The organism is Paenisporosarcina sp. NPDC076907 (assembly GCF_050269735.1).
Classification (GTDB): domain Bacteria; phylum Bacillota; class Bacilli; order Bacillales_A; family Planococcaceae; genus Paenisporosarcina.
Genome location: NZ_JBNNIX010000001.1, coordinates 582,761 through 597,067, shown reverse-complemented (window position 1 = coordinate 597,067; position 14,307 = coordinate 582,761). Strand labels below are relative to the sequence as shown.

Here is a 14,307-nt window from a genome sequence, read left to right as displayed (position 1 = left end):
CGAGCTTTCTTTATGGAGGAATGGAATCATGGCATTATTGACAGTTGAAAATCTCGGTCACTCATTTGGCGACCGTACACTATTTAAAGACGTATCTTTCCGCTTAATTGAAGGAGAACACGTAGGGCTTGTTGGTGCAAACGGTGTAGGGAAATCTACATTGATGAGCATCATTACAGGCGAAACTATTTATGATTCTGGTCGTGTAGAATGGCTACCTGGCACTCATTATGGCTATTTGGATCAGCATACACGTCTAGAACAAGGTCGTTCGATGCGCGATACATTGCGTGACGCGTTCTTGCCACTATACAAAAAAGAAGAAGAAATGAATGAAATCACGGGCAAAATGGGTGAAGCAACACCTGAAGAATTGGAAGATTTACTCGAGAAAATGGCCGACATTCAAGATGCACTTGATGCGGGTGATTTTTACACGCTTGATATGAAAATCGAAGAAATTGCACGTGGTCTAGGACTTGATGTAATCGGACTTGATCGTCCTGTCTCCGCTCTATCTGGTGGTCAGAGAACGAAAGTATTGTTAGCAAAACTGTTACTTGAAAAACCAAAAGTATTGCTACTGGATGAGCCTACCAACTATTTGGACGAAGAACATATTGGCTGGTTAACGAATTACTTGAAGAATTACCCTCACTGTTTCCTATTAATTTCGCATGATACGGAATTTATGAACGGAATCGTTGATGTGATTTTCCAACTGGAGTTCTCGAAGTTGTCCCGTTTCACAGCATCATATGAAAAGTTCCTTGAGCTTGCTGAAATTAACAAACGTCAGCATATCGATGCATACGAGAAACAACAGGACTTCATTAAAAAACAAGAAGACTTTATTGCGAAAAATAAAGCACGTTATTCAACTACAGGTCGTGCCAAGTCTCGTCAGAAACAATTGGACCGCATCGAGCGAATCGACCGTCCGGAAACGGCAGCGAAACCTCAATTTGGGTTCAAAGAGTCACGCAGCCCAAGTCGTTATGTAGTGGAAGCGGAAAACTTATTGATTGGGTATGACAAGCCATTATTGCCACCACTATCGTTCTCGATTGAACGTGGTGAAAAGATTGCCCTAGTCGGCATGAACGGTGTCGGTAAATCGACATTGCTTAAAACCATGCTTGGTAAAGTGAATCCACTCGGCGGAAATGTACGACGTGGTGATTTCCTTAATATTTCTTACTTTGAACAAGAAGTTAGAGCCGATAATGTGACGCCGATTGAAGAGATTTGGAAAACGTATCCAAGTATGGAGCAAAGCCAAGTGCGCGCAGCATTGGCACGTACAGGATTGAAAAACGAACATATTTCACGTCCGATGAACAGTTTAAGTGGTGGCGAACAAGCGAAAGTTCGTCTATGTAAACTGATGATGGAAGAAAGCAACTGGTTGATTTTCGATGAGCCGACGAACCATTTGGACATCCATGCAAAAGAAGAACTAAAACGTGCGATGAGCGAATATAAAGGCACCATCGTACTAGTCAGCCATGAGCCTGAATTCTATGAAGGTTTAGTAACGAAAATTTGGAATGTGGAAGACTGGTTCCAAACAGGTGTGCATGTAGACGATTCAAAAAAATAATTATTTAAGAAAAGGCCGCTGTCTGTCAGCGGTCTTTTTGTTTGGATGCGGTTATATCTAGATTTCACTATGAATTATCTCCATTTGTCGGGGGATTTCTAGAATTCGTTTGGTAGTTATCTTGAATTCGCAACCGTTTATCTAGACTTCACTAAATCACGCTTTCTTGTGTGAAAGTTGACGAAACAAAAAACCCTGCGACGGAATAGCTCGCAAGGTTTTTGTTTCGTCAATATGTTGTGACTTTGATAGCTTTCTGGATGGTATAAATCCATCTTTGCCACCAGGTAAATTTATCTTGGAATTCTTCCATATCGACCGTGTACATAGCATCTTCGTTGTTCCAAAGACGTTCAAAGTAGTCTTCCATTTCAACAGCGAGCTCGCTGTCATTCGGTGCGACAACACGTAAATTACTTTCTAAATTATAATTATCCAATGTCCGTTCCGTGTAGTTTGCAGAACCATTGGAAATAACGGTTTGATCGTCTGTCTGAATCCAAATAGCCTTAGTATGATACTGCCCGATTACTGTGTTGTACCAACGAACTTTTATCTTCCCTTTTGTATCTTCCACCAATTCTTGTACGACAGGGCGATTCGGTAAGCCTGACTTTTCCTGGCCGAATGAGTTTTCATTCGGATCCAAAATCATATTAACTTCCACTCCACGATTCGCCGCATCAATTAGTGCATTTACAATATCACGTTTGGCGATAAAGAACATGCCTAGCCAAATTTTATCGCCTTCTTTTGTTTCAGCCAAATCCTTCAGTAATGCATCCAGGATCTTTTTCTCAGTTACATATTGGACTTCGTATTGTCCTTCACTTTCTCCCACTTTGATTCGTGGAAGTTCAGGTCCTCCAGAGTATAGGGAAACGGCTTCTTCCGATTCTAGAATATCGTTGATGACAGGTCCCGATACTTTTAAGGCAATATTGCCATGGAACCCACTTGCATCATGTGGATTTGAAGACGTAACCATTGCCTCTTTATCTGTTATCACTGCTTTACGATGATTAGCCTTTACGTTCAGTAAGGTCATATAGGACGCAATGGTCATTTTAGGTGCTTCACTCGCCATTGCATTTGCGATCCAACCTTTGCCACCAAAATCAAACCACTGGAACATCGTTCGATATATTCCTGAGTAAATGGGTGTTGAATCACGCAAAGGATCTAAATCTGTATAAACAATTTCCACGCCCGCATCGCGCATTTTTTTAAACCATTCATTTTCATATGAACCATATCCTCGGTTGATGGGATCCGTAATAAACACGATTGGCATATCTGGATTTTCTTTCTTTTTATCTGCTAATGTCGTAGACAACGTGTCAGCAATTTTAGGAAAATCTTCTTTTTCATCGTAGTAACCATCAAATAAGAAAAAATCTACTACAACAAATTCTTCAGCCTCATCAATCATTGTGTAAACTTCATCAAATATATTATTTTCGTGTACCATACCCTTGCCTTTTTGATCTTGGGCAAAAGTTAAATCGGTAATCATTTCAATCTTATCGGTTTTGTGTAGCTCCCCTGCATATGAAATCCCTTCTGGCAGTGGTTTAAATGTGTGCCACATAATAGCAGCGATATATATAAGAGCAAAAACACCCAATGATCCTATAATAATTCGTTTTCTCATGCTCCATTGCTTGCGCGGCTTGTTGGCCATACGCCGTTCCCCCTTGAACCGTGATTGTTTTTTACTACGTTATTCCCTTGTTCGAAAATTAACAAACCGCATTTCAGGTACACAACAATATATTTTTTGGAGTCATTGCGTATCTTGCAACTGCTTTGGAATGGTCTTGTTTGCGCTACGCTCCTGTTTGGAAAGCAGACTCCATTTCATTGGCTAGTACAATTGGATAATGAGACGTATTTTATGCCTCGCTGTTGCTTGTGAAAAATTTAACGCTCATTCTGGATGGTAATTGCTCATTACAGAACAATTTATCGCTCAAACACGTCTCATTATCTAGTAAACTTGCTGAGAAATTGATGTGTGATAGTTCTGTTTTCGCTACGCTCCTGTTTAATTCCCCCCAACACAAAAAAATCACAGTCGCATGGACTGTGATTTCATTTCATTAGGCAGGTAAATATTCAATAGCAGCTGTATCTGCGATCATCATTTCTTTCAAACGTTGTTTGGCACGGAAAAGACGAGATTTAACGGTCCCGATCGACACTTTCATCAAGTCGGCAATTTCAACGAGTGAATATTGATAAACATAAAAATATAAGACCGTTGTTTTATAAATGTTATCCAATTCGCCAATTTTCTGTTGAACCATTTGTGACAAGTCATGTTTTTCCAACAAATCTTCAGCCGTCAGCGTGTCACATGGAACTAAGTCCAATACGGGAACTTCTAATTGATCCGGTTGGTTCATCACATGTTTGCTGCGTCGCACATTTTTGCGGTAACGATCGCGGAACGTATTCATGCAAATGGTCGTCAACCAAGCTTTGATATGATTAACATCCTTAACATATGTTTCGTAGCGAACAACCTTAACCCATACTTCCTGCATTAAGTCTTCCGCTTCCGTTTGATTGCGTGTCAGTTTCAAACATAAATGATATATATAACGGTTATATTCCTCATACACTTGTTCCAATTGTCCGTTCATCCGATGTATCCTCCGTTCATTTCTTGCTGTTGTCTTTATTTTGCCAAAAACAAACCTTACGCTCTATCGGATTCACTTTCAAAATACTTACAAACGTGTAAGACAGAAATATGGAACAAGATTTTCATGCGACGTGTAATCGCAGTTGTCTCTAAACTGCAAACTCTAATGATGGAAAGAAACTTGAAGATAGAAAAAAAAATGCTGAATGACTATTCGTCATCCAGCACTTCTTCATCTTTATTTTCTTTAATTGTAATGGTTAATTGCAAGATTCGGTTGCGGTCCATCTCGTTTACTTCAAAGTGAAGATTTTCGTAGTTGAACTGCTCGCCGCTATCTGGCATGTGACCTAACTGTTGAAGGACAAAGCCACCAATTGTATCGTGATCATTTGGAATTTCGACTTTGAACATTTCATTGACGTCTTCAATTTCCAGGCGGCCGTGACAAATGAGACGATGTTCCGTCATTTCATAGACTAAAATGTCTTCATCTTCATCTGATTCATCTTCGATTTCCTGACCAATCATTTCTTCAATAATGTCTTCATGAGTGACGATTCCAAGTGTCCCGCCGTACTCATCCAAAACGATGGCCATATGTTTCTTCTTCGCCAGCATTTGTTTGAAGACTTTTTCGACGCTGACTGATTGAACGACAAACAATGGATCGCGGTCAATTAATTCGTGCAGTTCCATTGTTGGGTCCATTGACCATTCAATCAATGTTTTCGAATAGAACATGCCGACGATATGATCCATACTTTCTTCATATACAGGGTAGCGTGTGTAGTAATGTTCTAATATAACATCGCGTACTTCTTCATATGTAGCATTCGTTGGAATACCGACGATTTCCGTCCGGTGAGTTTCCAATACATCTTGTACATCTTTATGTGGGAAATCTAATACGCCTTTTAAACGCTCCGATTCTTCTTCTTCAAAAGTACCTTCAGTTGAAGCGATATCAACCATCGAACGCAGTTCTTCTTTCGTCAGCGTCGCTTCTTTTACAGCCCCTTTTGAAATAATGCGAATGAACATATTTGTAAACTTCGCTATCAAGAAAGTGATTGGACGTAGAATTTGAACAAGAAAAGCAATGATTGGTGCCACAGTGTAAGCAATACGATCGGCGAATGTCACGGCAATCGTTTTTGGAAGAACTTCTCCAAAAATAATGATGATAATCGTTAAAACAGCCGTTGCAATAGCAACGTCCCAATCATAATTGATTGCGATTAATGTCAGCATTGTTGGCATCGCAATGTTTACGATGTTGTTCCCAATTAAAATGGTTGTAATCATGCGGTCCGGTTTCGCAATCAACAAGAGGAGTTTCTGCGACATCCTATCCCCTTGCTCAGCACGAAGCTGGACCTTCATCCTATTTACTGCAGTTAGTGCCGTTTCACTGCCTGAAAAGAAAAACGACAACATTAAACTAATGGCTAAAACTATAAATTCCATTAACCGTGTTTCCTCCTATATGAGTCAAAAATTCCGCTCAATTTCTAGTCCTCTTATCATATCATATTCCGAATTTACATGTCTCATTTCCCACTCTATATAACTAGGAAAAGAATGTGCTATACTATTTCCATTCACGAAATTTTGCGAAAAGAGGGGTTATCATGAGCCATTTAACATCATTGAACACGTATTTTGAAATGAAGCGCGGAGAGCATCTGGAGGAACTAAAACAGTTTTTGCGTATTCCTAGTATCAGTGCCTTATCCGATCACAAAGAAGACATGAAAACAGCTGCGGAATGGTTAGCTGACTCTATGAAATCAGTTGGATTGGAAAACGTTTCAATTGATGAAACGAAAGGTCATCCTGTTGTATATGCAGATTGGATGCATGCCGAAGGAAAGCCGACTCTATTAATTTATGGACATTATGATGTTCAACCTGTTGATCCGTTGAACTTATGGGAATCAGAACCTTTCAATCCTCAAGTCCGTGACAATAAGTTATATGCACGTGGCGCGAGTGATGATAAAGGACAAGTATATATGCATGTTAAAGCGGTCGAAGCGCTGTTACAAACGGAAGGTAAGCTTCCAGTAAACGTAAAATTCTGTATCGAAGGTGAAGAAGAAATCGGTAGCCCGAACTTACCTGAATATGTTGAGGCGAATACGGAAAAACTTGCAGCTGATATCATTGTCATTTCAGACACAGGCATGCAAGGCCCAGGAAAACCCGCAGTATGTTATGGATTACGCGGCTTAACTGGTGTTCAAATCGAAGTTAAAGGTGCAAAAGGGGATCTTCATTCTGGCCTTTATGGTGGAAGCGTGCAAAATGCAATTCATGCATTGGTAGCAGTGCTGGATTCTTTCCGCGATGAAGAAGGAACCATTCAAGTAGAAGGTTTCTATGACAACGTCCGAGCTGTAACGGATGAAGAACGTGCTGCCTACGCTGAACTGGACTTTAATGAAGAAGCATTGAAAGAAGAACTTGGTGTGAATGCCTTATTCGGTGAAAAAGGCTATACACACTTAGAGCGCACATGGGTACGCCCAACTTTGGAAATCAATGGCGTCTTCGGTGGATTCTCTGGAGAAGGCATTAAAACTGTACTTCCTGCAGAAGCTGGCGCAAAAATAACGTGTCGTTTAGTTCCTGACCAAGATCCAGATGAAATCGTTGAGAAATTGAAAGCTCATATTGAAAAGCATAAACCAGTTGGAGTAACTGTCGAAGTAACAGAGTTTGATAAAGGTAAACCATTTATCACTCCATTTGACCATCCGGCAATACAAGCAGCTGGTCGTTCATATGAAAAAGTATATAATGTGCCAACAGCTTATGTTCGTGGTGGCGGCTCTATTCCGATTGTTGCATCTTTCGATGAAATCCTTGGATACCCAGTCGTTCTTATGGGCTTCGGACTCGCTTCGGAAAACTTCCATGCGCCAAATGAACATTTCCATTTGGAAAACTTCGATCAAGGTCTTCGCGTAATTGGCGATTACTATCATGAAATTGCACAATTCACTTCACAAGACTTGAAAAAATAAGGCAAATAAGAAAATCCCGGTTCTCGCACATAATGCGATGAACCGGGATTTTTTAGTTATTTAATGAGAATAATGTTACGAACTCTTCTACTTCTTTACGAGGTTTTGCTTTTGGCATTTCATCGAAATAACCTAACTGCAGCATGCTAATGATACGTTCCCCCTGCTTCACGCCAAGCGCTTCACGGAACTTAGGAGCATCAAGGAATGGAGGTGTTTTCCAACAAGACCCAATTCCCAAATCCCATGCCAATAATTGTGCATTTTGAATATAAGCACTTGCAGCTGCATAGTCTTCCAAACGTTCTTTTTGACGAGCATCTTCTGGAACAATGACAAATGCATAAGCTCCCGGTGCAGTGAATTTCTTCATCTGTTTTGTTAACTCGTCTTCAGAAAGATCCTTCCACTTCGCAACGCCAAACTCTCTCAATACTGTAAGTAAATCGTCCAATTCTTTTCCACATGCCGCAACTACTCTCCATGGTTCACGATTTCCGTGATTCGGTGCCCATTTAGCATCTTCCAAAACCGTCATTAAAGTTTCGCGTTCTACAGGTTGTCCATTGAAATTTTTGACCGAACGACGTTGAATTATTGCCTCGCGTATTGATAAAGATTGTTCATTCATGTGTGTAAGTTCCCCTTTTCACTAACTAATTAAAACCAAAAGTGTGCGATTGCACCTAAAATAATTACATGGAAAATTTGATCGACCATAATGCAAAGCCATTTTGATTCTTGGCCATCCGTTCGCATGACGTGTTTTACCCACCATGCCACAAATAGGCGCTTGTCCAAAAACAAATGACTAAAGAATAGAAGTAAGATTGCTCCGATAGGCAACAAGCCGCCTCCTAAAAACGCCACAGCAATTAATGATATTGTATAAACGACACAATGAACAATTAAAGGCACCCACTTGGTCGCCTTTAACCTTGCCATCCAACTTGTTTGAAACAAGAAATCTCCTATTAGATGACCTATGAGCAAGTAACTGAATATCGTCATCCAAGCTTCCTCCAAATGGCGAAAAATCCTCTTCGCGTCAGGTATCCATACTATATGATTCACTTAACCTATGGTAATATTACCATACTAACCATTTCCTATGAAAAACAAATTATGCTTACTAGCAGGAAGGATTTTCAATATGTTTAAAAATGACATTGTTCATACATCTCATGCTAAAAACGAACTGCCATCAGAAGAATTGCTTGCGGTCATTTTTGAATATATGGGGAAAATCACTGCTGAAACAGATTTAGATAAATTACTCATGATTTTGGCCGATTTAGGGAAGCGTCTTGTCCTTGCTGATCGCTGCACGGTATGGCTTCACAATTCGGAAAATCATCAACTATGGACTATTGTAGCACATGGGATAGACCCTGTTATCATTCCAGCTGAAAGTGGGTTCATAGGTCACAGTTTTTCTACTGGACAGTCCATTATTGTAGAAGATGCTTATGCGGATGCCCGGTTCAATCGAGCGATTGACCAAGCCACTGGTTACCGGACTAAATCGGTGCTGTGCATTCCATTTCGCAATGCGGAAGGAATGGTCATTGGCGCTTTCCAGGCAATTAATAAACAAACCGAAAGCGAAACGTTCAATGAGCGGGATTTAGAGATTTTAACATTGGCTGCCTCCTATTCTGGCAAGTCATTGGAATCTTCCATGTTACGCAATGAATTAATTGAAACGCAAAAAGAAATGATTGAAACGATGGGTGAAATCGGGGAAAGCCGTTCACAGGAAACTGGTAATCATGTAAAGCGTGTCGCACTATATTCATATGAACTTGCAAAGATGGCTGGCTTGCCTGAACTTCAGGCACGCTTGTTGAAAATGGCATCCCCAATGCACGATATTGGAAAAGTAGCGATTCCAGATACAATTTTATTAAAACCTGGACCATTGACTGATGACGAATTTAAATTGATGCAGTCCCATACATCCATTGGCTATAATGTTTTCAAACATTCCAAGCGGGAGTTACTCCGCACGGCTGCTATTGTGGCACATGAACATCATGAAAAATGGGATGGCAGTGGCTATCCGAATGGCCTTAAAGAAGAAGAGATTCATATTTTCGGTCGCATCACTGCAATTGCAGATGTCTTTGATGCCTTATCAAGTAATCGTGCGTATAAAGACGCTTGGCCAATGGACAATATTTTGAACTACCTTTTGGAGCAAAAAGGGAAGCATTTCGACCCTCGTTTGATCAATTTATTTTTCCAACACATCGATACATTTCTGAAGATCCGAAATGAATATGGCAAATAGGAGACTGAAAATGAGCAAGACTGTTTTATTTCATGAAGAACGTGAATTCGACTTGCCGGTTGAAGAACTATGGTCTCTTCTTTCCGATACGAATCATTTCAATCAATACATTGGATTATTTCCTGTCCAGTTTTCTCCTTATACATATGAACATGATGTACTCCACCGGAAAGCTGAAGGTAAAGCGCTCGGTTTAGTAAAAAACGCCTGGCGTGAACATGCTTTTGAATGGGTCAAAAATTCCCACTATGTAATCGAACGAATTTATACAATCGGACCCGTATCACGCGCTTTATGGACGGTCAAATTAGAGCGAGTCAGCCATTCACGTACAAAGCTTATTCTCGATTCGGATTTTACAATTCGTAACCTACTTGGAAATGTCGGTTTAAAATTCATCATCATTCCACAGCTGCGACGTATTTTTCCTTATTCTTTATCGTATAAAGAAAACAGGTCTACTGACAATCCGAGACCCCAGAAAAAACAGGCCATTTCCGTGAATAACGACCGTCTAAACCGATTATCCGAACGTCTCCGAGCTACTTTTCACAATGAACAAATGATCCACAGTCTATTACATATGATTCGCACACATAATGACGATGAAGTCAGTCACATCAAGCCGCTTCAGTGGGCATATGATCGTCGTTACTCCGACCGTGAAACGATTGAACTGTTCTTGCTTGCAACGAAAGCAGGCCTATTAGAGCAACAGTGGAGTCTGATGTGTCCAAACTGCCGTGTTCCTAAAGAACAGACCACCACACTGAAACGGTTGGACAGTTCTGTTCATTGCGATTTGTGTGGAGTGGATTACGAAGTGAATTTCGACCGATTTGTAGAGATGAGATTCGCAATCCATCCTTCCATTCGCAAGACGGAAGAAAAGCTCTTTTGTTTAAACGGGCCAACCAACTCTCCTCACATCGTCGCTCAAACCCGCATTCCACCTGGGGAAAGTCGTACATTGGATGTGGCAAATTGGCCCCAAGACTTGCGATTGCGCGTGGTAAAATTCAACCACACCGTGCAAATTGATCGCAACACCTTGAGTCTAGGAAATGAATTAATTTTTACCGATTCAGGATTCAATACATTGACGATGAACACACTTGATGAAGTGATTATTTGCAATAAAGCCAATTATGAAATCGTCGTTTCACTGGAAGAAACGGAATGGGATCCATTTGCATTGACCGCCCGAGAAGTGACATCACTCCAGTTATTCCGTGATTTATTTGCAACGGAAGTACTATCTCCGGATCAACAAATTGGTGTTGGCGAAATGACTATTCTGTTTACGGATTTAAAAGGCTCCACTAAATTGTACGAAGCGATTGGTGACGCTCTTGCCTATTCAGATGTGAAAAAGCACTTTGATTATCTAAAACACCATATCCAAGCCAATCGGGGTACCATTATTAAGACCATTGGAGATTCAGTGATGGCCGGTTTTTATGATGATACTTTGGCATTGAAATCTTCCCTAGAAATTCAAGCAAATGTGACTGAATTGAATGCCTCGCTATCTCAGCCGGTCTCGATTAAATTAGGCTTTTACAGTGGACCCGTCATTGCCGTAAACGCAAATGATATCCTCGATTATTTCGGTCGCACCGTCAATATGGCCGCGCGCATTCAAAACCAAAGTATAGGTGACGACATCGTCATAAGTGAACGGGGTTATCAGGATCTAGTAAGAAATCCCGAGTCCCAACAACTGCTATTGGATTATTCAGTGGAACCTTTTGAAGCTTCTTTGCAAGGCATAGATGGAGCATTTCCTTTAGTGCGATTGACAAGGAATTGATTGGATTGTTGGTTCAGCTTTCTGACAAAATAATTTTAATCAATTGAGAAACAACCTGCCAATGATGATATTTTGGCAGGTTGTTTCTATTTCGTGCAAAGTGAAGCTGATTTTAAGGTGTCGATTGAGGCTGAAAGGAGGAAACCTGACTCTTGGTTGTGATAATCGGAGTTCACGTAGGAAAAATTGGAGTTCACGTAGGAAAAATCGGGGGTGACGTAGGAATTATTGACGTTGACGTAGGAAAAATCGCAGCTCACGTAGGAATAGTTGAGTTGACGTAGGAAAAATCGAGGGTGACGTAGGAATAATCGACGTTCACGTTGTAAAAGTATCTTTTTGCATTGTGCTTCTTACTGAAACTTTGTAAACCCACCCATACTCCTCCTAATAAAACAAACCACGCCGGGGCGTGGTTTTTTTACTTCATGGTGACGCAGTTTCGTCCTTTTTCTTTCGATTCATACAATGCGCGATCGGCGAGTTTAATCCAATCTTCGGGACATTGATGAGGATGTCGGCTGGATGAAGTTCCTCCGATACTTAAGGTGGCAACTTCACTTGCCGAACTCTCGAGATGTTTCGTTTGTGCATTTTCCATAGCCATCCGGATTTCTTCGGCCAACATGTATCCTTTCTCTTCTGTACAGTCTGGCAAAATAATGGCGAACTCTTCCCCGCCGTACCTGGCGATATAACCTCGAGAATCCACTACTTTTTTAAATATGGCAGCGGCAAATTTTATTAATTCGTCGCCTAATACATGGCCATACGTATCATTGTATTTCTTGAAATCATCCAAATCGATTAACAAGAGTGTCATTGGGTCTTTCGTGCGTTTCACTTTCTCAGCTTTTTCCACCATTTTTTCATCAAAGAAACGACGGTTGTTTAAACCTGTCAGACCGTCCAGTAACGTCAGTTCATGTAATTTTTCATTCATTACTTCCAATTGTTTTGTCCGTGCATGAATTTTTTCATCCAGCGTTAGATTCAAATCTCGCAGCTCATCCGTCAATGATTCAGATTCCTGGAACTTCCGTGCGTAATTGCGACTCAAGTTAATCGATTGAATCAGTATGTACATGAAAAATCCGTATGTTGCTAGATGCATTCCGTCAATCCAGTTTAGGGATATGAATGCGTCATTGATAGTGGTCACAAAGAATAGAATGCTCGCCGTTAAATTCACAACTGCTGTGGGTCTTTTCCTGCGAACTGCTTGTATCAAGACATATAAGACATACATCATCGTTGCAAAGGCAATCACAAGGAAGTAATTGAATAATGGTCGATATATTAATGGAGGAACTATTGCTGTAATGACAAGTAGTATGACTGATAAAACGATTGACCACTTAACCACCCCGCGGCTCATTTCGTTTGGATAAAGGTATCTTAAAAACAGCAGAAACATCATATACCCGATATACAAAATCAAATGTTCCAATCGACTTTGCCAAATCCATGAAAAGTCTGGAAATAACACCGTGAAAAATAATGGTTCTACAAACAGAGCACGTGCAGCAATCATGATACTGACCATGCCAAAATACAAAAATGCTCTCTCTTGTCGTCGGAAAATGAATATGCCCAATTGATAGATTCCCATCACCAAAATTCCACCGATAACGAATAGTGTGGACGCGATCAGTTCGGTGTAATGAGTGGAGATAGCATCTGCTGTTCCGAATAGAATCGGTCTCGTCGCCCCTCCAATTGGAAATTCAAAATTTGAAACTTGCATGGTTAGTTTAATCTCTGGACTGTCAGGAGAGAAATAAGCAAGTTCTTTACGAAATGCAGGTTTACTAGATTCTTTGGTCTCACCCACCCTACCATTAGCTGCAATACGTTCCCCATCCGCCCACAAACTGTAGGAAGAATACTGATGTGGAATATAAATGCCCATTACTTGCCCCTGTAAACTCTTAGGTATTTGAATCGTCAAGGAATAGGTTGCATAACCTAACATGGTTCCTGTTTGAACATTCCAAGCATTTGGTACTTCTATATATTCAAATGTTTTATGTTGTTGCGCTTCTGTTGGTGTTAATAACTGTTGCCAATGGAAAGCCCATTGTCCGTCTAAACTAATCAACTTATCTTCATAGAATTCATAGGTTTGAAGATTGATTATTCCTTGATCCGCTGCCAATTCATTCTGTTCAACTAAGGATGGATTCGAACAGCCTGAAAGCAAAAGTATGAAGAATAAAAGGATATGTATAGGTCTCTTCAATAGGTTCCCTCCAGCGTTAAATAATATTTCCCAAATCATGCTTTTCCTTCATAATAGAAAGAAAGCGTTTGCGAGGTGTTCGTATGGTTATTTATTTCTTGACCAGCTATTTATTGGGTAATGTTCTGACCGCCTGGTGGGTAGGGAAATTTTATAAAACGGATTTACGCCACCATCGCAGTGGTAATTTAGGCGCACGTAATGCAGGCGCAGTGATTGGTAAATCCGCATTCCTGCTCACTTTATTAGGTGATGCCTTGAAAGGTGTTCTTGTCATCTTGGCAGGGCGCTACTTCGGCTTTGAAGAATGGGCAGTGGCAATGGGTGGTTTGTTGGTCATTTGTGGTCATATGTTTCCATTTTGGTTAAAAGGCAAAGGCGGAAAAGGGATCGCAACTTTCGTCGGAATTGGCCTGACTTTCAATCTATTATTTGCATTTGCGTTCATTGTGGTCTTTTTAGTAGCGTTACTTTTTATTCAAAGTGCTACACTTAGCATGATTTTTGGTTACTTTGCGTATATTGGGTCAGTTATCTATTTAAATGAAATACTAAATGCTTGGCCAATTATTGTTGCCATACTACTCATTATGTATCGACATCGCTTTGACTTCAAACAATCTTTAGGTGAACAGAAATGGAAACGTTCATAATACTATCAATTCAATAGCTTT

12 protein-coding genes are annotated in these 14,307 nt (G+C 40.4%); 6 read left to right on the top strand and 6 right to left on the bottom strand.

Annotation, left to right across the window (positions count from 1 at the left end):
- Positions 1-28: 28 nt before the first annotated feature.
- Complete coding sequence (locus ACQKEV_RS02975; RefSeq protein ID WP_427443215.1) at positions 29-1,603, top strand: ABC-F family ATP-binding cassette domain-containing protein; 1,575 nt, start codon at positions 29-31, stop codon at positions 1,601-1,603.
- Positions 1,604-1,832: 229 nt separating this feature from the next.
- Here ACQKEV_RS02975 and ACQKEV_RS02970 read toward each other — a convergent pair whose 3' ends face one another.
- The 3 genes from ACQKEV_RS02970 to ACQKEV_RS02960 form a co-directional block, all read right to left on the bottom strand.
- The gene (locus tag ACQKEV_RS02970) at positions 1,833-3,287 is read right to left on the bottom strand and encodes a phospholipase D family protein (RefSeq protein WP_427443214.1); all 1,455 of its coding nucleotides are present in this window, start codon (positions 3,285-3,287) and stop codon (positions 1,833-1,835) included.
- 418 nt (positions 3,288-3,705) lie between these two features.
- Positions 3,706-4,251, bottom strand: coding sequence for an RNA polymerase sigma factor (locus tag ACQKEV_RS02965; RefSeq protein ID WP_427443212.1), 546 nt, complete (start codon positions 4,249-4,251; stop codon positions 3,706-3,708).
- Positions 4,252-4,463: 212 nt separating this feature from the next.
- The gene (locus ACQKEV_RS02960) at positions 4,464-5,723 is read right to left on the bottom strand and encodes a hemolysin family protein (RefSeq protein ID WP_427443211.1); all 1,260 of its coding nucleotides are present in this window, start codon (positions 5,721-5,723) and stop codon (positions 4,464-4,466) included.
- A 164-nt stretch (positions 5,724-5,887) separates the two neighbouring features.
- Between ACQKEV_RS02960 and ACQKEV_RS02955 the strand changes: the two genes are divergently transcribed.
- Positions 5,888-7,285 (top strand): dipeptidase, encoded by a 1,398-nt coding sequence (locus ACQKEV_RS02955; protein WP_427443209.1) that lies wholly within the window; start codon positions 5,888-5,890, stop codon positions 7,283-7,285.
- Positions 7,286-7,337: 52 nt separating this feature from the next.
- Here the strand turns inward: ACQKEV_RS02955 and ACQKEV_RS02950 are convergent, their stop codons facing one another.
- Together ACQKEV_RS02950 and ACQKEV_RS02945 are read right to left on the bottom strand one after the other, a co-directional pair.
- Positions 7,338-7,916: a nitroreductase family protein gene (locus ACQKEV_RS02950; RefSeq protein WP_427443208.1), complete on the bottom strand. Its 579-nt coding sequence runs from the start codon at positions 7,914-7,916 to the stop codon at positions 7,338-7,340.
- Positions 7,917-7,945: 29 nt separating this feature from the next.
- Positions 7,946-8,296 (bottom strand): DUF3307 domain-containing protein, encoded by a 351-nt coding sequence (locus ACQKEV_RS02945; protein ID WP_427443206.1) that lies wholly within the window; start codon positions 8,294-8,296, stop codon positions 7,946-7,948.
- A 142-nt stretch (positions 8,297-8,438) separates the two neighbouring features.
- Here ACQKEV_RS02945 and ACQKEV_RS02940 point away from each other — a divergent pair, with 142 nt between their 5' ends.
- The 3 genes from ACQKEV_RS02940 to ACQKEV_RS02930 all read left to right on the top strand — a co-directional run bounded on the left by ACQKEV_RS02940 (position 8,439) and on the right by ACQKEV_RS02930 (position 11,675).
- On the top strand, positions 8,439-9,578 hold the full coding sequence (locus ACQKEV_RS02940; RefSeq protein WP_427443204.1) for an HD domain-containing phosphohydrolase: 1,140 nt from the start codon (positions 8,439-8,441) through the stop codon (positions 9,576-9,578).
- Between the two features lie 10 nt (positions 9,579-9,588).
- Entirely contained in the window at positions 9,589-11,391 is a 1,803-nt protein-coding gene (locus tag ACQKEV_RS02935; protein WP_427443202.1) for a DUF5939 domain-containing protein, read from the top strand.
- 152 nt (positions 11,392-11,543) lie between these two features.
- On the top strand, positions 11,544-11,675 hold the full coding sequence (locus tag ACQKEV_RS02930) for a hypothetical protein (protein WP_427443200.1): 132 nt from the start codon (positions 11,544-11,546) through the stop codon (positions 11,673-11,675).
- Between the two features lie 137 nt (positions 11,676-11,812).
- On the opposite strand, the gene ACQKEV_RS02925 is transcribed toward ACQKEV_RS02930, so the two are convergent.
- Complete coding sequence (locus tag ACQKEV_RS02925; RefSeq protein ID WP_427443198.1) at positions 11,813-13,633, bottom strand: diguanylate cyclase; 1,821 nt, start codon at positions 13,631-13,633, stop codon at positions 11,813-11,815.
- An 83-nt stretch (positions 13,634-13,716) separates the two neighbouring features.
- Here ACQKEV_RS02925 and ACQKEV_RS02920 point away from each other — a divergent pair, with 83 nt between their 5' ends.
- A complete protein-coding gene (locus ACQKEV_RS02920) occupies positions 13,717-14,286 on the top strand; it encodes a glycerol-3-phosphate acyltransferase (RefSeq protein WP_427443196.1) in 570 nt (189 codons plus the stop codon).
- Positions 14,287-14,307: the final 21 nt, after the last annotated feature.

Bases quoted from the DNA above. Each gene is read 5' to 3' on its own strand.
- ACQKEV_RS02970 (WP_427443214.1), bottom strand. From the start codon at position 3,287: ATGGCCAACAAGCCGCGCAAGCAATGGAGCATGAGAAAACGAATTATT.
- ACQKEV_RS02935 (WP_427443202.1), top strand. From the start codon at position 9,589: ATGAGCAAGACTGTTTTATTTCATGAAGAACGTGAATTCGACTTGCCG.
- ACQKEV_RS02920 (WP_427443196.1), top strand. From the start codon at position 13,717: ATGGTTATTTATTTCTTGACCAGCTATTTATTGGGTAATGTTCTGACC.
- ACQKEV_RS02950 (WP_427443208.1), bottom strand. From the start codon at position 7,916: ATGAATGAACAATCTTTATCAATACGCGAGGCAATAATTCAACGTCGT.
- ACQKEV_RS02965 (WP_427443212.1), bottom strand. From the start codon at position 4,251: ATGAACGGACAATTGGAACAAGTGTATGAGGAATATAACCGTTATATA.
- ACQKEV_RS02975 (WP_427443215.1), top strand. From the start codon at position 29: ATGGCATTATTGACAGTTGAAAATCTCGGTCACTCATTTGGCGACCGT.
- ACQKEV_RS02940 (WP_427443204.1), top strand. From the start codon at position 8,439: ATGTTTAAAAATGACATTGTTCATACATCTCATGCTAAAAACGAACTG.
- ACQKEV_RS02945 (WP_427443206.1), bottom strand. From the start codon at position 8,296: ATGACGATATTCAGTTACTTGCTCATAGGTCATCTAATAGGAGATTTC.
- ACQKEV_RS02960 (WP_427443211.1), bottom strand. From the start codon at position 5,723: ATGGAATTTATAGTTTTAGCCATTAGTTTAATGTTGTCGTTTTTCTTT.
- ACQKEV_RS02955 (WP_427443209.1), top strand. From the start codon at position 5,888: ATGAGCCATTTAACATCATTGAACACGTATTTTGAAATGAAGCGCGGA.